Origin of the sequence: Wenzhouxiangella indolica (assembly GCF_042310355.1) — a bacterium.
Classification (GTDB): Bacteria; Pseudomonadota; Gammaproteobacteria; order Xanthomonadales; family Wenzhouxiangellaceae; genus Wenzhouxiangella.
In genome coordinates, this window is record NZ_JBHJMR010000002.1 from 375767 (window position 1) to 395654 (window position 19888).

The 19888-nt window shown below is 62.8% G+C and carries 17 protein-coding genes and 1 other annotated feature; of the genes, 12 read left to right on the forward strand and 5 right to left on the reverse strand.

What is annotated here, in order from left to right; translation table 11 throughout:
* Positions 1–59 precede the first annotated feature (59 nt).
* Together ACDC67_RS04770 and ACDC67_RS04775 are read left to right on the forward strand one after the other, a co-directional pair.
* Positions 60–272: a hypothetical protein gene (locus ACDC67_RS04770; protein ID WP_376691051.1), complete on the forward strand. Its 213-nt coding sequence runs from the start codon at positions 60–62 to the stop codon at positions 270–272.
* A 249-nt stretch (positions 273–521) separates the two neighbouring features.
* Complete coding sequence (locus ACDC67_RS04775; protein WP_376691052.1) at positions 522–3920, forward strand: COG1361 family protein; 3399 nt, start codon at positions 522–524, stop codon at positions 3918–3920.
* Between the two features lie 23 nt (positions 3921–3943).
* Here the strand turns inward: ACDC67_RS04775 and ACDC67_RS04780 are convergent, their stop codons facing one another.
* The 5 genes from ACDC67_RS04780 to ACDC67_RS04800 all read right to left on the reverse strand — a co-directional run bounded on the left by ACDC67_RS04780 (position 3944) and on the right by ACDC67_RS04800 (position 8936).
* Positions 3944–4636, reverse strand: a complete 693-nt coding sequence (locus ACDC67_RS04780; RefSeq protein WP_376691055.1) for a DUF6064 family protein — start codon at positions 4634–4636, stop codon at positions 3944–3946.
* A 7-nt stretch (positions 4637–4643) separates the two neighbouring features.
* On the reverse strand, positions 4644–5573 hold the full coding sequence (locus tag ACDC67_RS04785) for an aldo/keto reductase (RefSeq protein ID WP_376691057.1): 930 nt from the start codon (positions 5571–5573) through the stop codon (positions 4644–4646).
* A complete protein-coding gene (locus ACDC67_RS04790) occupies positions 5570–5977 on the reverse strand; it encodes a hypothetical protein (protein ID WP_376691059.1) in 408 nt (135 codons plus the stop codon). The genes ACDC67_RS04785 and ACDC67_RS04790 overlap by 4 nt, the downstream gene beginning before the upstream one ends.
* A 16-nt stretch (positions 5978–5993) precedes the next feature.
* Positions 5994–8183 (reverse strand): VWA domain-containing protein, encoded by a 2190-nt coding sequence (locus ACDC67_RS04795; protein ID WP_376691061.1) that lies wholly within the window; start codon positions 8181–8183, stop codon positions 5994–5996.
* Positions 8184–8339: 156 nt separating this feature from the next.
* On the reverse strand, positions 8340–8936 hold the full coding sequence (locus ACDC67_RS04800; protein WP_376691063.1) for a DUF4126 domain-containing protein: 597 nt from the start codon (positions 8934–8936) through the stop codon (positions 8340–8342).
* 10 nt (positions 8937–8946) lie between these two features.
* On the opposite strand from ACDC67_RS04800, the gene ACDC67_RS04805 reads away from it, so the two are divergent.
* The 10 genes from ACDC67_RS04805 to ACDC67_RS04845 all read left to right on the forward strand — a co-directional run bounded on the left by ACDC67_RS04805 (position 8947) and on the right by ACDC67_RS04845 (position 19888).
* Positions 8947–9213, forward strand: coding sequence for a PIN domain-containing protein (locus tag ACDC67_RS04805; RefSeq protein WP_376691065.1), 267 nt, complete (start codon positions 8947–8949; stop codon positions 9211–9213).
* Positions 9214–9328: 115 nt separating this feature from the next.
* On the forward strand, positions 9329–10159 hold the full coding sequence (locus ACDC67_RS04810) for a hypothetical protein (RefSeq protein ID WP_376691067.1): 831 nt from the start codon (positions 9329–9331) through the stop codon (positions 10157–10159).
* A 55-nt stretch (positions 10160–10214) separates the two neighbouring features.
* Positions 10215–11270 (forward strand): TAXI family TRAP transporter solute-binding subunit, encoded by a 1056-nt coding sequence (locus tag ACDC67_RS04815; protein WP_376691069.1) that lies wholly within the window; start codon positions 10215–10217, stop codon positions 11268–11270.
* A complete protein-coding gene (locus ACDC67_RS04820) occupies positions 11267–13393 on the forward strand; it encodes a TRAP transporter permease (protein ID WP_376691070.1) in 2127 nt (708 codons plus the stop codon). The genes ACDC67_RS04815 and ACDC67_RS04820 overlap by 4 nt, the downstream gene beginning before the upstream one ends.
* Positions 13394–13463: 70 nt before the next feature.
* Positions 13464–15434 (forward strand): type I restriction-modification system subunit M, encoded by a 1971-nt coding sequence (locus tag ACDC67_RS04825; protein WP_376691072.1) that lies wholly within the window; start codon positions 13464–13466, stop codon positions 15432–15434.
* Positions 15431–16519, forward strand: a complete 1089-nt coding sequence (locus ACDC67_RS04830; protein ID WP_459117370.1) for a restriction endonuclease subunit S domain-containing protein — start codon at positions 15431–15433, stop codon at positions 16517–16519. Before ACDC67_RS04825 ends, ACDC67_RS04830 begins: the two co-directional genes overlap by 4 nt.
* Positions 16485–16748, forward strand: a complete 264-nt coding sequence (locus ACDC67_RS15900) for a hypothetical protein (RefSeq protein WP_459117371.1) — start codon at positions 16485–16487, stop codon at positions 16746–16748. Before ACDC67_RS04830 ends, ACDC67_RS15900 begins: the two co-directional genes overlap by 35 nt.
* A gap of 341 nt (positions 16749–17089) precedes the next feature.
* A complete protein-coding gene (locus ACDC67_RS04835; RefSeq protein WP_376691074.1) occupies positions 17090–17626 on the forward strand; it encodes a hypothetical protein in 537 nt (178 codons plus the stop codon).
* A gap of 88 nt (positions 17627–17714) precedes the next feature.
* A protein-coding gene (locus tag ACDC67_RS04840) for an IS3 family transposase (RefSeq protein WP_376691075.1) occupies positions 17715–18943 on the forward strand; the annotation gives its coding sequence in 2 pieces (ribosomal slippage) (positions 17715–17994 and positions 17994–18943; 1230 coding nt in all).
* Positions 17993–18109, forward strand: a sequence feature (AL1L pseudoknot). Its footprint overlaps the gene before it by 117 nt.
* A gap of 183 nt (positions 18944–19126) precedes the next feature.
* Positions 19127–19888, forward strand: coding sequence for an Abi-alpha family protein (locus ACDC67_RS04845; protein WP_376691076.1), 762 nt, complete (start codon positions 19127–19129; stop codon positions 19886–19888).

Sequence of the window (19888 nt, forward strand, 5' to 3'; positions counted from 1 at the left end):
GACTTAACAACTGGTTGATTGTTAAATTTCCCTTGTGGATAAAAGGAGCGGATGAACTCATGAGAAAGCTCATCAATAACAGGATTTTCAACGTCCTCTTCGCGCTGCTGCTGGCGCTTTCGGTTGGCATGCTGGCCGGCTGTGAGGATCAGGGTCCGGCCGAAGAAGCTGGTGAGAACATCGACGAAGCCATGGAAGAGGCCGGCGACAGCATGGAAGATGCGGCCGATGAGGCCGAGGACGAAGTCGACGACGCGACCGGCGGCGGTTGATCTTCGACCCTTCCGTACCGAAACGCATGATCGAGAATCCCGGCGCCCGCCGGGATTTTCGTATCCGGGGGGCCGAAGGGTTCCATACGTCGCACGGCCGATACCGTTTGTCCGAATCTTGCTGCAGACACCCGGCTGTGCGCCGAGTTCCGGGTAGTATCGATTGCAACATCCAACAACTCGAACCGGCAAGGCGGGCGCATCGGGACTTCATATGCTGCACTCGTCGTCGCACCATGAGGGAGTCACGTGCGCACAACAACATTTTCGGTCCAGGCGACCGTCATTCTTCCGATCGTCCTTCTTGCAAGTATCCTGACCGCCGATGAAGGCCGCGCCCAGGACGTCGACCTGGTGGTCAATGTCACCGGCGACCAGCCCGCCTACATGGCGCAGGACCTGCAGTCGTTCTCGGTCACCATTTCAAACAACGGTCCCGATACGGCCACCAATGTGGAACTGGTGGTCGAGCACCCGATCGCCGAGACACCGTTCGAAGACAGCGCCACCTGCCAGGCCCTTACCGGCGCCAATCCGAATGGGCCGGCCGTGTGCCCACCCGGATCGGGCACTGCACCTTCGGCGGCATTCGTGCGCAACGGACAGACCTTCAGCGTCACGTTGCCCGAGATCCCCGCGCTCAGCCAGGCGCGGATCGACTTCGACACGCAGGTGCACTGTCCCTCAACGAATGCCGGCGAGCCGATCTGTGTCGGGGTGCCGACCGGTAATTTCCTCGTTTCGGCCGATGTCGCGGCAGCCGAGACCGACAGCAACGATGTGACCAACGGCAGCACGACCAATATCTTCCTGTATCCGCCCGACGTGCAATACGCCGTCGAGATCGTCGAGGCGCCGACCACGGCCACGCCCGGATCGGTGGTCGAGTACGAGTTCGAACTCTACAGCTTCGGCCTTCAGCCCTCCGACCTCTTGAACCTGGGTATCGAGATCCGGGGCGAAGCCGGCAGCATGACGCCATTGAGCGTTTCCAACAATCCCTACGGCGCCGACGGTTCAACCTTGCCGAATACCGAGCTATTGAGCATTGATTGTCTGTCAGCGTCACTCGGCAGCTTTCCGCCAGGCTCGGTTTTCCCCGCCTCGCCGGCGCCCTGGCAAACCTGTCCGTCGACCGGCCTGATCCCGATTCCGACACCCGCCAGTCCGCAGAACAATACGCCGGTGACCGGTTTTCCCACCGGCGACTTCCTGGCGAACCTGCCCGGCACGCTCGACGGCCCGGCCGGCGGTGGCGTGATGCGTTTCCGGGCCGAGGTGCTCGTCGGCGACCCGGTATGCGTCGATGCGCCCGAGTCCGGCGTGCGCGACCTGGTCTTCGAGTTCAGCGTCCAGGGCTTGCAGGGAACCGACCAGGTCCCACCCGGTCCGGCCGACAATACCGACACGGTGGTTACCGAGGTGCCCGGCAACTGTGAAGTCGCCGATATCGAGTTCACCACCGAGTCAGTCCCGGCAAACCCGTCCCTGGACGGCAATGGCGATGCAAGCTGGGTCCAGGAGGTCACGGTCACGAACCTGAGCACCGGGCCCTCGGCCGGCACGGCCACCGACGTGGACTTCGAGTTCGAGCACCACAGCCTGGCGTTCGCCCACAGCTTCGGTGCGCTCTCCTGCACCTCTTCACCCGGCGGTCTGTGTCCGTCGCCAACAGCGCTCAACGATGGAATCATTTCGACCAGCAGCAGCCACTTCCGCTTTGCGTCGCTGATCGACTCATTGCCGCCGGGCGGCTCGGTCACCGTTTCCCTGCCGGTCGACATCACGCGCACGACCTGCTGGGGCAGCAACACCGCCGAGATTAATCTGAGTGGGCAGGCGTCGCCGTCGCCGGCACTGCACGACCCGATCTACAGCCCGGTGACGCCACCCGAGCCGCCGCCGTTCACCCCGGGCAGTAACCCGTTCTTCGGCAACAACGGACTGCAGGCCATGGTGCCCGTCACCGGCCTTGACGTGTGTCCGGGTGGTTCAGCGCAGGCGTTCATCGAGGTCGAGAAGACCGGCCCCTACGCCAGCGCCGCCGACGCGGCCGCGGGCACGCCGCTCATCGGGCAATCGCCGGTCGACTTCATCACCGACGGCACCGAGGTGTTTTACAAGATCGAGGTGACCAATCCGAACACGGTCAATGCCGTTCCGCTCGGCGACCTCAATGACTTCAACTTCAACCTGCCCGGCCTGGCCACCACGCCACCGAGCGGCTTCGTGCACAGCGGCAACGACCTGTCCGACTGGGGCATTAGCTGCACCGCGGCGCCAGCCAGCGAGACCTGCCATGAGGTGGCAAGCAGCTTCACCACGACGGGCTATACCAACACGTTCACGCTCAGCTACGATCCGGCCCTGCACGGCGGAGACAGCGAGGTGCCGCTGGCGCCGGAAGGCACGCTGACCTACATCGTGCCTTTCACCATGCCGGTCCACCTCAACCGCTGCCACGACCCGGAACTGACCAGCAACAACGTGACGGCAAGCTATGTCAACGCCGCCGGCGACCTGGTGTCGACGCCGCAGAGTGTCGTCGATCACTACATCGGCATGCCGCCGTGTACACCGGGCGCGCTGGAAATCGAGAAGGCCATCCTGCCGCCGGCGACCGACACGAGTATCCCGATCAGCGGCGAGATCAGCTGGAGCGTCACGTTGACGAATGCATCGGCCAGCGAAACCCTGGATATCGCGCGTTTCGTTGACGAGACGTATGCCTTCGGGGTCAACGCCTCGATTGTCAGCGTGGACTGCAGCGTGCTTTCCGGCGGTGCCCAGTGTCCGTCCACGCCGGTGGTTCCGGGTGTACAGACGCCGGCCTCGGGCCCCACGTCGCCGTTGTCCAGCCCGCTGCACATCGACCACGAGTGGGGTGCTGTCGGTGACAACACCTTCCCGCCCGGGGGCAGCATCGAGTTCGTGATCACCGCGCAACTGGCCAACCCGACCAACATGTTCGGCTGCGTCTTCAACCAGGCCAAGTTCAACGCCCCGAACGATCCGAATGGCTGGGTTCCAGCGGAAGATTCCGCCACCAGCTGCCCGCCGCCGGCGCCGGAACTGAGCGTCCAGAAGACCGTGTCGCCGCAAATCGCCGAGCCCGGAGATACCGTTACCTACACGGTCACGGTGGTCAATATCGGTTCGGCGCCCGCCGACGGTGCGGTGCTTGTCGATCCCTTGCCGCCCGCGCTGTTGCCGGCCAATCCCGGCGGCTACGTCAATGTGAGCTGCAGCGATATCAGCAATTCGGGCTTCGTTCCGAACCCGCAGGGCACGGCCGTATGCCCGTCCATCACCAGCGACCCGACGGGGCTCGAGGCGACAATCGCGACTTTCGGCCCCAATACCGCGCTGGAGTTTACCTACCAGGCCATCATGCCGGCGTCTGTCGTATCGGTGGACAATCAGGCGACGGTATCCGCGCCGTCTTCCGGCGGCTTGAACTTCGGTGCCGGTACGGCCCAATCACAGCAGAACGTGCAGGTGCAAAGCGGGACCACCGGCGAGCCGCCCGTCGAGCCGCCCGGCATCACCGCGCCTGTCCCTTCGCTGACGCAATGGGCGATGGCCTTGCTGGCCCTGATGATGCTGATCGTAGCCATTCGCAGCGAACGCCTGCGCGTTCGGAAGTGACCCGGCGGTCCGGCTGACCTACGTCAAGCCGGCCGCCCGGGGGCAGCTCGACGCCGGATAACGGCGTCGAGCACAAGCGCCAGGAAGCAGGCGACGACCGCGCTCAACGGCAGCAGGGCCCAGGCGAGCTCGAGCGGGATCAGCGTGGCGGTTGCGACCAGGCAGGCCGCAACCGGGATCACGAGCAGGCAAGCCTGAGCGATGCCGCGCTGAACGAGCATGACAATGCCGAGCGTGGCGATGGCGGTGGGGTCGGAATGCAGACCGAAGAACTCGGCCTGGGTCCAGCCCGATCCGGCGATCACGGCGACGACCGGGTAGCCGACCGTTCCCAGCGCGGCGAGCGCCGTTCCAGCGATGCTTGCAGGCCAGCCGGATTTGCGTTCTTCAAGGGGCAGGGCAGGGCGTGCCGCCACGACCAGCACAAGCATAGCCTGGACGACGAAGGCGCGGCCGAACCATGATGCCGCCCAGTTGAGTTCGGCATAGTGGTCGAAGTGAAAGACGAAGGCGCTGGCCAGCCAGGCCGGCGCCAAAAGCGCGAGAGCAAGACGACCGTGACCACGCAAACTCAATAATAGAACCACTACACCCAGGGCGAGGGTTGCCCAGTGCAGGGGCCAGAAGGCCTCGTTGGCGCGTTCGATCAAGCGCAGGTAGACCTCCGCCGTGAACGGCACGAAATCCTCGAGACGATAGGACTGCCAGTCCGGCATCGCGTCCCTACAGTGATTCGACGTGACGAATCATGCGCTCTCGCATTTCCTGCGACGGCATGGGCTCGTGCCCGGCGCGCATGTTCTCGATGACATGGTCGACGCTCGTCGTGGCCGGAATGGCGCAGGTGATCGCCGGGTGGCTGACGATGAACTTCAGCAGGAAGTCGGACCAGTTGCGACAATCGAATTCCTCCCGCGCCCAGTCGGGCACTTCGTGCCGGCCCTGGATACCCTTGATCAGGCTGCCGCCGTCGTAGGGACGGTTGGCGATCACGGCAATGCCTTTCTCCCGGGCCAGCGGCAGCAGCCGGTTCTCGACCTCGCGGTGCGTCAAGTTGTAGGTCAACTGCGCGAAATCGATATCGTGGTCGCGCATGATGCGCTCGAACTCGTCGTGTCGGCGGCCGTGGGAGGTCGTGATGCCGATATGGTCGATCTCGCCGTCGGCCTTCATCTGTTGCAGCACTTCCAGGTGCTCGCGCCAGTCGCTGAGGTTGTGGATCTGCACAAGCTCGAAGCGCTCGACGCCCCAGCGTTCGGCGAGTTCGGCAACCTGCTCGCGCGTGGATCCGCCGGCCGGGCTCCAGACCTTTTCGGCGGCAAATAGCGAATCGGGCCGTCCGAGTTTGTCGAGCGCATGGCCCATCACGTCCGGGGCGGAGCCGTACATGGGCGAGGAGTCGACCAGCCCGCCGCCGTGCTCGAAGAACGCGCGCACCACCTCGGTACGGTCATCGAGCAACTTTGGATCGCTGCCGACGTTGAAGGTCTGCCAGGTGCCCAGTCCGATCACCGGCAATCTCCCGCCGCCGGGGATGGGCTTGTGAAGCAGTTCGTTGGAGCGGGCAAGGCCCAGCTGCGGCGCGAGCCAGGCGCCCGCCATGCCGGCGCCAAGCAGTTTGATTGCGTTGCGACGTGAAAAGCGAATGCTCATTGCGACCTCGTGGCGAAGCGTTCGGGCCTGTAGACCACCGTAGCAAGAATCAGTGCGAAGGCCGTGAGCACGAACACCTTGTTCACGAACCAGTTCGTTCGCCAGATCGACCATTCCGGCTCCGCCAGGAAGAGCACGAACAGGGTCACGATGATGATGATCTCGACCACCGCCATGCCCGCCGCCAGCCAGCGCGTGTACCACGGCTGCGCCAGCAGCGCCCAGCCTAGCCAGACATGAGCCACGGGCCAAAGGTCCCAGAACACGTGCGCGTGCCAGGGCAGGCCATTGGACAGGGCGAAGGCAACCGGAAAAACGTACTTGATGAACACCGACCAGGCGGCCAGCACGAACAGCAGGTGGGCCAGAAAGACGACCCAGGCCGACCGGGATTCTGCGTTCATGAAGGTCAGTCTGCGCTCATTGATCGCTGTCTTCAACGGTGATGGGCCGGCGCGCCACGATGCTGCGATCCTGGCGCAGGATGTAGCGAATCTCGTAGTCGCCAGGCTCCGAGGGCATCTCGAGTTCGAGCGGCGAGCCCTTGTTGGTGTAGGCGAAGTTGATGTGGTCGCCGGAATCGGCGCCGGGCCTGGCGATGACGATGTAGTCGCGCCGGTAGTCCGGGCCCTGCCACTCGACCGCGATGTCATCCCCGGCAACCGCGGTCTCGGGCGCCGAAAGACTCGCTTCGACCGGCTCGACGGTGATGGCGCGTCGCGCCAGCACGATGCGGTCCTGACGCTGGATGTAGCGGATCTCGTAATCGCCGGCTTCCGGCGGCATCGTCAGTTCCAGCGGTGAGCCGTCGTTGGTGTAGGTGAAGTTGATATGGCTGCCGGACTTGTCGCCGGGCCGCGCGATCGAAATGTAGTCGCGCTGGTAGTCCGGGCCCTGCCATTCGACCGTGATGCTATCGCCCGCGGCGGCGGTCTCGGGCGCCGACAGGCTCGCCTCGACCGGCTCGACGGTGATGGTGCGTCGCGCCAGCACGGTGCGGTCCTGACGCTGGATATAGCGAATCTCGTAATCGCCGGCCTCCGGCGGCATCGTCAACTCCAGCGGCGAGCCCTCGCTGGTGTAGCCGAAGTTGATATGGCTGCCGGACTTGTCGCCGGGCCGCGCGATCGAAATGTAGTCGCGCTGGTAGTCCGGGCCCTGCCATTCGACCGTGATGCTATCGCCCGCGGCGGCGGTCTCGGGCGCCGACAGGCTCGCCTCGACCGGCTCGACGGTGATGGTGCGCTGCGCCAGCACGGTTCGGTCCTGGCGCTGGATGTAGCGGATCTCGTACTCGCCGGGGTCCGGCGGCATCCGAAGTTCGAGCGGTGAGCCTTCCCCGGTGTAGGTGAAGTTGATGTGCTTGCCGGCCGTGTCGTCGGGCCGCGTGATCGAGATGTAGTCGCGCTCGTAGTTCGGACCCTGCCATTCGACCGTGATGTCGTCCCCGGCAGCGGCGGTGTCGGGCGCAGTGAGGCTGGCTTCGACCGGTTCTACGGTAATGGGCCGGCGTGCCAGGATGGTGCGGTCCTGGCGCTGGACATAGCGGATTTCATAGTCGCCGGCCTCGGGCGGCATCGCCAGCTCGAGCGGTGAGCCCTCCCTGGTGTAGGTGAAGTTGATGTGCTTGCCGGGCCGGTCGTCGGGCCGGGTGATGGCGATATAGTCGTTCTCGTAGTCCGGTCCCCGCCATTCGACCGAGATGTGTTCACCCGCGGGGGCGGAATCGGGCGCGGAGACGCTGGCCTCGACCGGTTCGACGGTGATGGACTCACGCGCCAGGATCTGCCGCCCCTGGCGCCGGATGTAGCGAAGCTCGTATTCGCCTTCTTCCGGCGGAAGGGTCACCGTCAGGGGCGAACCCTCCTCGGTGTAGGTGAAATTGATGTGCCGGTTGGCCGACTCCTCCTTGTGCGCGATCGCAATATAGTCGCGTTCCTCGTCGGGGCCGGTCCATTCGATCTCGACCGTGCCGCCGGCAAGGCCGGATTCCGGTGCGGTCAGGCTCGCTTCGGCCGGCTCGGGCTCGGGCTGGCTGACTGCCTCGAGCGCATCGGAGAGTTCGCTCGCGTCGGCCGCGCTGAAAAAGCGTCCGCCGGTATTCTCGGCCAGGCAGCGCAACTGGGCCTGGTCCTCGCTGTCCTCGACATCGAAGCCGACCACGTGGGCGGTGAAATCAATGCCGAGTTCGTCCAGGCGCCGGCCCACTTCGCAGGGGTCTTGATCGCAGGTCTCGCGCCCGTCGGAGATCAGGATCACGGAAGCCTTCTCCTCCTCGTATTTCAAGGCCTCGGCGGCCGCGACCACGGCGTCGGAAAGCGGCGTCTTGCCGCGCGGATTCAGCCCGGCCACCGCTTCGCGGATGGCATCGCGCGTATCCGGGCCGGGCGGCACCAGCAGTTCGATATCGGCGCAGTTGCCTTTCTCGCGATGCCCGTAGGCGCTCAGGCCCAGGTAACGTTCCGGCGGCATGGAATCGAGCAGGTCGTCGATGACTTGCCGCGCGATCGCGATCTTCGGCTCGCCCTCGATCTGACCCCACATCGAGCCGGAGGCGTCGAGCACGAGAATGGACTTCTCCGCCTGCCCCTGTTCAGCCTGGGCTGCCATGGGCAGCCATGCGGCCATCACCAAGGCGGCAAGCGCCCGACGAACTGGAATTTCCCTGATCACAACAACTCTCCTGACTGATTCCACATTCTCCTCACCAATACGCGCCAAGCACCCGAATCATGCCATCGGCGATACTCGGCTGGACGGCCCGGTTCAATCTTCCAGGCCACCCTCTCGGCCACGCGATCGAGACCCGGCGAGCCAACTCAGGCCCCAGACCACCAGCGCCCCCAGGGCAATGATCACGACCACACCGAAGAACACCGGCACCAGCAGCGCCAGCGCCACGGCCAGCATGCTTCCCCCGGTCTCGCCGGTCGACAGCAGCGGGTTGGCCAGGCCGCCGCTCGAGGCGGTCGAAAGCCCGCGGGCCACCACCGTCGAACCCTGCACGATGCCGGCGGTACCCCCACCCAGGAGCGCGGCCGCACTCCACTGCGCCATCGGATTCATCTCGGGCAGCAGGGAAGACACAATCACCGTCCCGCCGGCCAGGGCGGCAGGTGTGGCTAGCAGGTCGAGCATGTTGTCGACCAGCGGTACGTAGTAAGCGCCGGCCTCCAGCAATGCCGCGACGCCGACAATTACCAGGAACGGCTCGGAAGTCATCCAGGCGAACTGTTCGCCCAGCGGCAGCAGCTCGAAGCGCCCGGCCAGGCCGAGCGCCAGGATGGGAATGAACACGCGCAGCCCGGCCGCGGCACTCAAGCAAATGCCGGCCATCACGGCCGACAGCACTCCGATTTCCATAACGGGCTCCATGACCGGATTCTACCGCAGGGTCGGTTTCCAGCCTCGCTCGGCTCATTGGGTGCGCTCGAACGCGAGGGCAGTCCCGCGACTACTCCGGCGCTACGGCACGGCCGGCAACCTGACCAATGACGCCCGCCTGGCCGCCCTGGCGATCGAGTACAACGCCACGCTGTATTCAGCCGACCACGACTTCCGCCGCTTCGGGGGAGTGGACTACGCCAATCCCTTGTGCGGTTCCCGACTGCAGGAATCCGGGGAAGCGTATTCCGATTGAGAACTCACGCGCTGCCGTCCGTGCCGACCATGACGGACTTCCCCGCGCTGCCCGTTTTGACTCTCGCGCGCTCAGCCGGTAGCGTCGGTTTACATTGGCTGTTTTTGCTGCTTCAATGAAAAGACGTACTCTTGCCCGGCTCCTGGTTACATCGGCCGCGATCCTCGTTGCCGGGTCGGCCATCGGTTGCAGCTGCCGACCCAACGTTCAAGGCTTCGGGTGGCAAGCCGAATTCGAGCGATCGGTAGCAGTGTTTGCCGGACGGGTTGTCGATTACCAGGAGCAGGAAGCGCGCTGGCAGATCGCCAACGGCAGAGCCCGACGGATTTACCGCAGCGATGCCCCCGAAACCTATACGTTCGAAATTCACGCTGTCTGGAAGGGCGAGGTAGGGGATCGCTTCGACCTTGAGACCATGGCTTCACAGGCTTCCTGCGGTTATCCATTCCGCATGGATCGAATCTACCTGGTGTTCGCGCGGGGAAACGATGAAGGTGCGCCGAAGGCCAGCCATTGCAGCCTGACTGAGCCCTGGGAGCTGGCCCTGCGCGAACGCCACCGCGTCGGGTCGCCCGATCGCGTTATTCGGCCGCTAAGCGCCATGCCGACGCTTGAGCGTATCGATGCCTGGCTTGACGGAGACGACGGCAAACGCAGGCGGGCCGCGATCGACTTCTGGCGAGACCTCGATTGCGGCATCGAGCTGCTCTACTGGCGGATCAACGACCTGCCGATCAGCGAGATAAGCCGCCGCTCGCTGATGCGGGATCTGGGCCGGGCCGCACACTTTTTCCGAGAGGCTGGATCGACCTCGGAGCTCACCCCGTTGCACCTGATGCCACCCCCGCGCCACCGGCCCAACCCGGACCACGCCCCGCGAAGCTGCTCGGATGCCACCCGGGCCTGGGTTAACCGGCGGGTGCGGGAGTTGGCCGGGCAGGACTGAAGTCGGGGCCGATGGCGTGCGTGCTTTCTCGCCAGATTCCAGACAGAATGCCCGCATGCAACGTCGAATTGTTTTTCTGCTGGTCTTCGTGGTCGCGGGGGCGCTGATCGCGGCAGGCCTGGCCGGGCAGGGTGGCGCCGAGCGCGACGATTCGCGTACCTATATCCTGGCCACCGCCACGACCGGCGGGACCTTTTACCCGGTCGGTGTCGCCATCGCCACGCTCACGAAGCAGGTGCTGGCCGAGCCTCACGGGGTGGCGCTGGCGGCGATCAGCAGCGCGGGTTCGCAGGAAAACCTGCGGCTGATGCGCTCGGGCGAGGCGCAGTTCGCCATTCTCCAGGGGCTCTACGGCGCCTGGGCCTGGAACGGAAGCGGCCGGCTTTCCGGCGAAGAACCGTTTGACGGTTTGCGCAGCGTGACGGCCCTGTGGCCCAACGTCGAACACTTCGTCATCCGGCGCGAGTTCGCCGAAACCGAAACGGTCGCCGACCTGGCGAACCTGACCGGTCGGCGTTTTTCCATCGGCGCGCGCTATTCGGGCACCGAGGGCTCCAACCGACATATCCTGTCCGCGCTGGAGCTCGACCCCGACCAGCGCTTCGACCTGGTCTACCAGGGTTACGGCGCCAGCGCCGACGCTTTTCGCAACCGCATGATCGACGGCATGAACACGCCGGCCGGCGTGCCCGTCGGCGCAGTCACGCGCGTGATGGCCGCCAGTGGTGACGAGGCCGTGCTGCTCGGTTTCGGCCAGTCGCACCTGGCCGCCGTCAACCGTGACTACCCGGGGCTCTACCGCTTCGTCGAGATCGAGGCCGGCACCTATCCGCACCAGGACCGCGACGTGCGCACCATCGGCCAGGCCAACCTGCTGGCGACCACCGCTGAGGTGCCCGAAGAGCACGTCTACCGCGTGCTGCGCGCGCTCTACGACAATCTCTCGTTCCTGCACGCCTTCCATGCCGCCACCCGCGTCATGCAGCCGGAGACGGCGCTCGACGGCCTGCCGGTGCCGCTGCATCCCGGCGCGGTGCGCTTCTACCGCGAGATCGGGCTCGACATTCCCGAACGGCTCCTGCCGCCGGAACTCGCCGTGGACGGGCCGTGAGCTCGAAGGGGTGGCAGGCACTGACCGACAGCGCGCGGCGCAGCGGGCTCGACGGCGGGCGCGATCTGCCGCCGGCCGTGTCGGTGGCGGTGTTCGTATATGCCGCGCTGGTCGCTGCGCTGCATATCGTGATCAACACCGTGGTGATGCTGCCCGACCTGTGGGTGGCGGCGTTCCACTTCGTCGGTTTCGGGACGCTGGCGCTGGTGCTGTTTCCGGCCGGCGGAGCCGTGCGCGGCCGTGCCGGTCGACTCGCCTGGCTGGATATCGCGGCCGGGCTGGTCCTCGTGGTCTGCGTCGTCGCCGTCGTGTGGCTCGAGACCCCGCTCTACGAGCGCGGGCTCCGCTTTGACTGGGGCCACTGGCTGGCCTGCCTGGGCGTGGTCGTCCTGGCCATCGAACTGACCCGGCGCACGGCCGGGTGGCTGATTCCGCTTCTGATCGTTCTGCTGCTGAGCTATGCGGTGTGGTGGGGCGATCTTATCGGCGGGGTGTTCGCGTTTCCCGGCCTGAGCCTGGAAACCATGCTGTTTCGCGCGGTCTACACCTCCGACGGCATGTTCGGCTCGATCGCCCGCATCTCCTGGAGCTACGTGTTCATGTTCATCCTGCTCGGCGCGTTCCTGCTGCGCTCCGGGGCGGGGGACTTCATCATCGCGCTCTCGCGCGCCGCGGCCGGTCGGATCACCGGCGGGCCGGGGCTGGTGGCGGTGGCTTCCTCGGGCCTGATGGGCTCGATCACCGGCTCGGCCGTGGCCAATACCGCCTCGACCGGCGTCATTACCATTCCGATGATGAAGCGCGCCGGCTTTTCGCCGCGCTTCGCCGGCGGGGTCGAGGCAGCCGCCTCGACCGGCGGGCAGCTGATGCCGCCGGTCATGGGCGCCGGGGCCTTCCTGATGGCGAACTTCACCGGCATTCCCTATCTATCCATCATCGCCGCCGCACTCGTCCCGGCCTTGCTCTACTTTCTCTCGCTCGGGTTCTTCGTTCGCATCCGCGCGCGCCGGCTCGACCTCGCACCCCAAAACGACGACGACGGTGTCCCGATCGGGCAGGCCATGCGCCGGGGCTGGCCGTTGCTGCTACCGCTGGCGGTACTGATCGGGCTGTTGATGGCCGGATTCACGCCAGTCTATGCCGCCGGCATCGCCATCGTGGCGGTGATCGCCGCGTCCTGGCTGACGCCGGTGCGCATGGGGCCGCTGGCCATCGTCGAGGCGCTGGGCGCCGGGGCGCGCACCATGGCGCCGACCGCAATGCTGCTCATTGCCGTAGGCCTGATCGTTAACGTGCTCACCACCACCGGCATCGGCAATACCTTCTCGATCATGATCGGCGATTGGGCCGGCGCCAGTCTGCTCGTGGCAATGGCGCTGGTGGCGCTGGCCTCGCTGATCCTCGGCATGGGCTTGCCGGTGACCGCCGCCTACATCGTGCTGGCGGCGATCTCGGCGCCGACGCTCTACGGATTGATGCTCCAGACCGACCTGGTCGAGGCGCTGGTTCGCGGCGAAATCACCACAATGGCGCGCGAGGCCATCGTCATGGCCCGGCCGGGCGTGGAGGGCCTGCTGGGCTCACCCATGCCGCCCGACCAGGCGCGCGAGCTGGTCACGGCGCTGACACCCGAACTGCAGCGAGCCGTCGCCGATGACCTGCTCGACCCGGCCGTCCTGACCGGCGCACTGCTCGCCGCCCACATGATCGTGTTCTGGTTCAGCCAGGACTCGAACGTGACCCCGCCGGTGGCCCTGGCCGCCTTCACGGCGGCCGGCATCGCCGGCGAAAAGCCGATGGCCACGGGATTCACCGCCTGGAAACTGGCCAAGGGGCTCTACATCATTCCGCTGCTGTTCGCCTACACCCCGCTGATTCATGGCGACTGGCCAGAAGTGCTGATCGTCGCCGGATTCGCGCTGGCCGGGCTTTACGCCATGGCCGGGGTGTTCGAGGGCTGGCTGGAGGGTCCGCTCTCGTTGCCGTCGCGAGGATTGCTCGCCGTGCTTTCCACCGTCCTGCTGTTCCCGCATTCGTGGTGGCTGCTCGACATCGCGGCATTGCTCGCCCTGGCGGGCCTGGTCGCCTGGAGCCGGTCAGCGCACCCATCGGGTCGACAATAGCCGCTCCGGCCATTGCAAGCCGCCGCCACGATCGGCAACAATCACGGGCGCACTAACGGGGACCAAAACCTTGAACCAGGAAAATCTCGCCGGCTTCATCTGGACCGTCGCCGACCTGCTGCGCGGCACGCTCAGGCGCTCTCAGTACGGTCGAGTTATTCTGCCGTTTACCGTGCTGCGGCGCCTGGAATGCGTGCTCGAGCCCACCCGCAACAAGGTCCTAAAGAAAGCCGCGCTGGCCGAGGGCAAGCCCGAGGGCACCCGCCACCGCATGCTCAAGCGCGCCGCCGGCCGCGAGTTCTACAACGAGTCCGAATTCCGCCTGGGCACGCTGTCGGAAACCCAGACCCATGACGACCTGATGGCCTACGTCGAGTCCTTCAGTCCCGAGGCCCGCGAGATTTTTGAATACTTCAAGTTTGAGGAATTCGTCGATCGACTCGACGCCGCCAACATCCTCTATCCCGTCGTCCAGCGCTTTGCCGCCACCGACCTCAGTCCCGAGCGCCTCGACAACTTCACCATGGGGGTGGTCTTCGAGGAGCTCATCCGCAAGTTCGCCGAGGACTCCAACGAAACCGCCGGCGAGCACTTCACCCCGCGCGATGTGGTCCACCTGACCACCTCGCTGGTCTTCACCGACCAGCAAAAGCGCCTCAAATCCGGCGCCATCGTGCGCATCTACGACCCGGCCGCCGGCACCGGCGGTTTCCTGTCGGAATCCGAGGCCTACATCAAGCAGATCAGCGAAGACGTCGACGTCTCCCTGCACGGCCAGGAGCTCAACCCCGAGTCCTACGCCATCTGCAAGGCCGACATGCTGATCAAGGGCCAGGTCATCGACAACATCAAGCTCGGCAACACGCTCTCCGACGACCAGCACGAAGGCGAGCGCTTCGATTTCCTGCTGGCCAATCCGCCCTTCGGCGTGGACTGGAAGGCCGTGCGCCGCGAGGTCGAGCGTGAGCACAAGCACGACGGCTTTGATGGCCGCTTCGGCCCCGGCCTGCCTCGCGTGTCCGACGGCTCGCTGCTTTTCCTGCTGCACCTGGTCAGCAAGATGGACGACGCCGCCCAGGGTCCGGCGCGTATCGGCATCATCCTCAACGGTTCACCGCTGTTCACCGGCGGGGCCGGCAGCGGCGAGTCCGAAATCCGTCGCTACCTGCTCGAACACGACCTCGTCGAGGCCATCGTGGCCCTGCCCACCGACATGTTCTACAACACCGGCATCGCCACCTACGTGTGGATCCTGTCGAACAAAAAACCCAGAAAGCGCCGCGGCAAGGTCCAGCTCATCAACGCAACGGACCACTACTCGAAAATGCGCAAGTCCCTCGGCGCCAAGCGCCGCTGGCTCGACGAACCCGAAATCGAGACCATCGTCCGCCGCTACGGCGACTTCGCCGAAGGCGAGGAAAGCAGAATCTTCGACACCAAAACCTTCGGCTACCGCCGCATCACCGTCGAACGCCCGCTAAAGCTCAACTTCCAGGCCAGCGAAGAACGCCTGGCCCGCCTGGCCAGTGAACGCACCATCGAAAAGCTCGAAGACAAAGAGCAGCAAGCCATCGAAGCTGCCTGCCGCCGCCTCAACCCCGAAACCGTCTACAAGAACCGTGAGGCGTTCACCAAAGACCTCGAAGCCGCACTGAAAGAGCAGGGCACCAAGCCCCGAGCCCCGGTCAAGAAGGCCGTCCTAAACGCCCTGTCCGAACGCGACGACACGGCCGAGACCTGCACCGACAAGCACGGCAACCCCGAACCCGACACCGACCTGCGCGACCACGAAAACGTCCCGCTCGACCAGGACATCCACGACTACTTCCAACGCGAGGTCAAACCCCACGTCCCGGATGCCTGGATCGACGAAGAAAAACGCGACCCCCACGACAACCAGCCCGGCATCGTCGGCTACGAAATCCCCTTCAACCGCCACTTCTACAAATTCGTCCCCCCACGCCCCCTGGAGGAGATCGACGCCGACCTGAAAGCCTGCACCGACCGCATCAAGCAGATGATCGAGGAGATTTCGGTGTGAGTTTTTCAAGGTATCCGGAGTACAAGGAATCTGGTAATCCACGCTTGGGAGAGGTCCCCTGTCACTGGCAGGCAATGCCATTCAAGTGGGTCATAGAAAGCAACGACGGCGGGGTATGGGGCAATGATCCAACTGGAGAAAATGATGCCATTGTTCTTAGATCGACAGAGCAGACAGTTGATGGCCACTGGTGCATCAAAGATCCTGCTTTACGGAGTCTCACAACTTTAGAAATGTACTCAAGTCGCCTAAAATTGGGTGATTTGCTGGTCACCAAGTCCAGTGGAAGTTCCAAGCACATTGGTAAAACGACACTGGTCGATTCAGAAGTGGCCGAATTACAGTGCTGCTTTGGAAACTTCATGCAGCGGATTCGTACAACCGATTCGCTAAAGCCACGCCTCGCCTGGTATTTCATGAACAACGATGTTGCACGTCAGCAACTCGATTTTCTATCTAGCTCTACGACTGGTTTGGCCAACCTCAATGGCACTTTGATTGGTGAGATATTGCTTTCAGTGCCGCCAAAGGACGAGCAAGCGGCGATTTGTAAGTTCCTCGACCACGAAACCGCCAAGATCGACGCCCTGATCGGAGAACAGCAACGCCTGATCGAATTGCTCAAGGAAAAACGCCAGGCCGTCAACTCCCACGCCGTCACCAAAGGCCTCGACTCCGACGCTCCAATGAAAGACTCCGGCGTGGAGTGGCTGGGTGAAGTGCCGGCGCATTGGTCTGTTTCAGCATTGCGCCACTTCGCTGAGATAAGGGGTGGGATCGCCATTGGTAAACGATACCCTTCGACAGAACAATTGGTTGAAGCCGCATATTTGAGGGTTGCCAATGTACAAGATGGATATGTCGACTTGACCGAACTCAAGAGGGTTCAGGTATCGAAGACTGAAGTTGATCGGTACTCGTTACAACGGGGGGATGTCCTGATGAACGAAGGCGGTGACAACCTTCTCCCGGAGCACCTCAGCGCGAGCCTATTTCTACTTGTACTCGAAGCAGAGCACGAACCTAGCATCCATTTCCTCGAGCAACGTGATGTCCTGTCTCGTACCGGTTCCGCCGGTCTCTGAACAGAGGGAAATTCTTGATCTAACGTCAAAGACTCTCCGGGGCATCCAAGCGTTAATCGAAGAAGCCAATGACGCGATCTCGCTTCTCAACGAACGCCGCTCTGCCCTGATATCCGCCGCCGTCACCGGCAAGATCGACGTCCGCGACTGGCAACCGGAAACCGACACCGGGGATGAACTTCCCATGGCCGCCGAATCCCCCGCCACCTACGAGGCCCAAGAGCCATGACCCAGGCGCCATCAACATGACTCCGCAACTTCCCGCCACCAGCCTATTCCGGCCACCCACGGAGCGCCACAGAAGTGATTTGCGTCAACAATCCCTTTCCGGCAAAATTGAACCAAGCAGGGAATTGACACCGACATGGGGTCCCATCAGTTTCCACCACTCCACACAGCACCAGTCACCACCACTGAACCCGACTGCGCTACACCCTCGACCGGCACCGAATGCAGGCAAAAACGGAAAGTCGAATTACAAGCTCGCACTATGAGGCTAAATGACTGTATATGTCGATATAAGACACCTTCACAACTTGATTATTATATAGGCTAGGAATATCTTGCGAAATGACGAAGCTTGGCGGGCTAATTAACGGGCAAGACGTGACATTTGACACTCACCAAGCGGGTGATGGTCAAAGCACCAACTGGGAAAACGTTCATCTTGAGAAGAGGCTTCACAATAGCCCTGGGAAGGCTCGTTTCCCGTTGTTGGGCGAACAACAGCCTTCGAGCAGCGGTATGAATGAGCGAGAACTCAATCGCGTTACTAAGGAGGTCAAGAAAGTACTAAGGAAAAATGAACACTTAGTGCGGAATCTCGCAGAAACCATAGTTGAAGAATTGCGGAGGTTCAGTAGTGGCGAGGCCACCAGCGAAGACGCAAGAGACGCAGCGAGAAAGATTGCAAACGCATTCGATCTGAATGAGGATTTTCTGAGAGTTGTCGAAGAGTACTCTAAGCGTAACCTCACGTCCTTCGTGAGTATACATTTCAATCCGTCCCAGAATGCGCTTCAAGAAGTACTCATCACAAAAACGGAGGTCGCAGTGCAAAAGCCTCGTCGCCATAATTCATTGCGCCGCATTGATCCTCGGCGGTAACCAGAATGATCGGCCTAGGAAAGGGTTCAACCGGGCACTGAACCGCCCCGGGTTTTGAGGAGACTCCAGTATCTGAGAGAATGGAGCCATGAACAAATCAAAGAAGTTTTCCCCTGAGGTCCGAGAGCGAGCGGTGCGGATGGTGCAAGAGCACCGTGGCGAGTATCCGTCGCTGTGGGCGGCCGTAGAGTCGATTGCCCCAAAAATTGGCTGCATGCCACAGACGCTGCTGGAATGGGTCAAGCGTGCCGAGGTCGATGCGGGTGAGCGGCCCGGGACGACGACGGCCGAGGCGCAGCGCATGAAGGAACTGGAGCGCGAGAACAAGGAATTACGGCGCGCCAATGACATCCTGCGAACGGCCAGCGCTTTTTTCGCCCAGGCAGAGCTCGACCGCAAATTGAGGTCATAAACGCCTACATCGATCAGCACCGGGATACCTACGGGGTCGAGCCGATCTGCCGAGTGTTGCAGGTTGCCCCGTCCGCTTACCGGCGCCATGCGGCCCGGCAGCGCAATCCAGAGCTGCGTAGTGACCGGGCCAAGCGCGATGAAGTGCTGATTCCGCACATCGAGCGTGTCTGGGATGCCAACATGCAGGTCTATGGCGCCGATAAGGTCTGGAAGCAGATGAACCGCGAAGTCATTCCCGTGGCGCGCTGTACCGTGGAGCGGCTCATGCGCCGTCTGGGCCTGCAGGGCGCGCGTCGTGGCAAGACGGTTCGCACCACCGTGCCCGATCGATCGGTGCCCTGTCCGCTGGATCGGGTCAACCGACAGTTTACCGCAGATCGTCCGAACCAGCTCTGGGTATCGGACTTCACCTACGTTTCCACCTGGCAGGGCTGGTTGTATGTGGCTTTCGTTAACGATGTCTTTGCCCGGCGTATCGTTGGCTGGCGCGTCAGTCGCACCATGACCACGGACTTCGTGCTGGATGCGCTGGAGCAGGCGCTCTATGCCCGTCAGCCTGGCGACTCTGAGAACTTGATTCACCACACCGACAGAGGCTCGCAGTATGTGTCGATCCGCTACACTGAACGCTTGGGCGAGGCCGGCATCGATCCGTCGGTGGGCAGCAAGGGCGACAGCTACGATAATGCCCTGGCCGAGACCATCAACGGTCTGTACAAAGCGGAATTGATCCATCGGCGCGGCCCCTGGAAAACCATGGAATCTGTAGAGCTGGCCACGCTGGAATGGGTATCCTGGTTCAACCACCAGCGGCTGATGGAACCGCTGCGATATATCCCGCCGGCAGAAGTTGAGGCAAACTACTACCGGCAGTTAAACAGTCAGGCCGCTATTGAAGCCTGACTTAAACCAACGAGCCTCCGCGAAACCCGGGGCGGTTCAAGTATCGCCCTAAAGCTAAGGTTTGGCAGGACGGTAGTTCCTATCATCTTCAAGTTGACTGTATGAATGAAATGATGGAGGTTCGAATAGTTCACTAAAACATGCGTTGCTTGGCTAAAGCGTTGGATTTCCGAGGAGGTTGAGATGGCGAACGCGAGCGATAAACCCTTAAATACCGTTGCGAAGGGCGCCGTTGATGGCACGGGCGCATTCCTCAGCCGAATTTGTCTCCCGGCCGCTGAAGAGTTCGGGGAGATGCTACGCGACACTGTAAAGCACTGGCGAAACAAAAACTTTGTCCGAATCGCTCAGAAGGCTGAAAAACTCGTCGAGCAGCAGGGAACGGACCAGAACCCAAACATTCATCCAAGAATTTTACACAAGATCTATGAAGAAGGGTCGTGGTCTGATGATGAAGATATTCAGAAAATGTGGGCAGGGCTGTTCGCTGCATCTTGCTTTGATGATGGTGTCGATGCTGGAGTTTTCTACCTCGACATACTGTCGAAAGTATCCGTCGCTGAGGCGCGCATCTTTCGATACGTTTGCAATAATAGTGAGTGGAGGATCACAAGAGCGGAGAATCTGGTTGAGGCGCTTCCCGTATTCACTGAGCCAGGTGAATTGAGGCGGATGTCCGGACTAAAGCATTTTGAGGATGTCGATGAAGCAATTGCACACCTCGAATTGCTAGGTTTAACGATCTGCCAAACAGATCTATCCGAGGGAAGAAGGGAGTCCTATGACTCTGTAGAGCAGGATGCCTTTGATGTTTGGCAAAGTGGATCCGATGGTGCCTGGAGCAATCATCTTGAGCTCTCGCTAACAAAACTAGGCATTCGTTTATATCTCAAGGTGCAAGGAATATCTCAGCGGCCTTCCCAGTATTTCAGAGGAAAGCTGTAG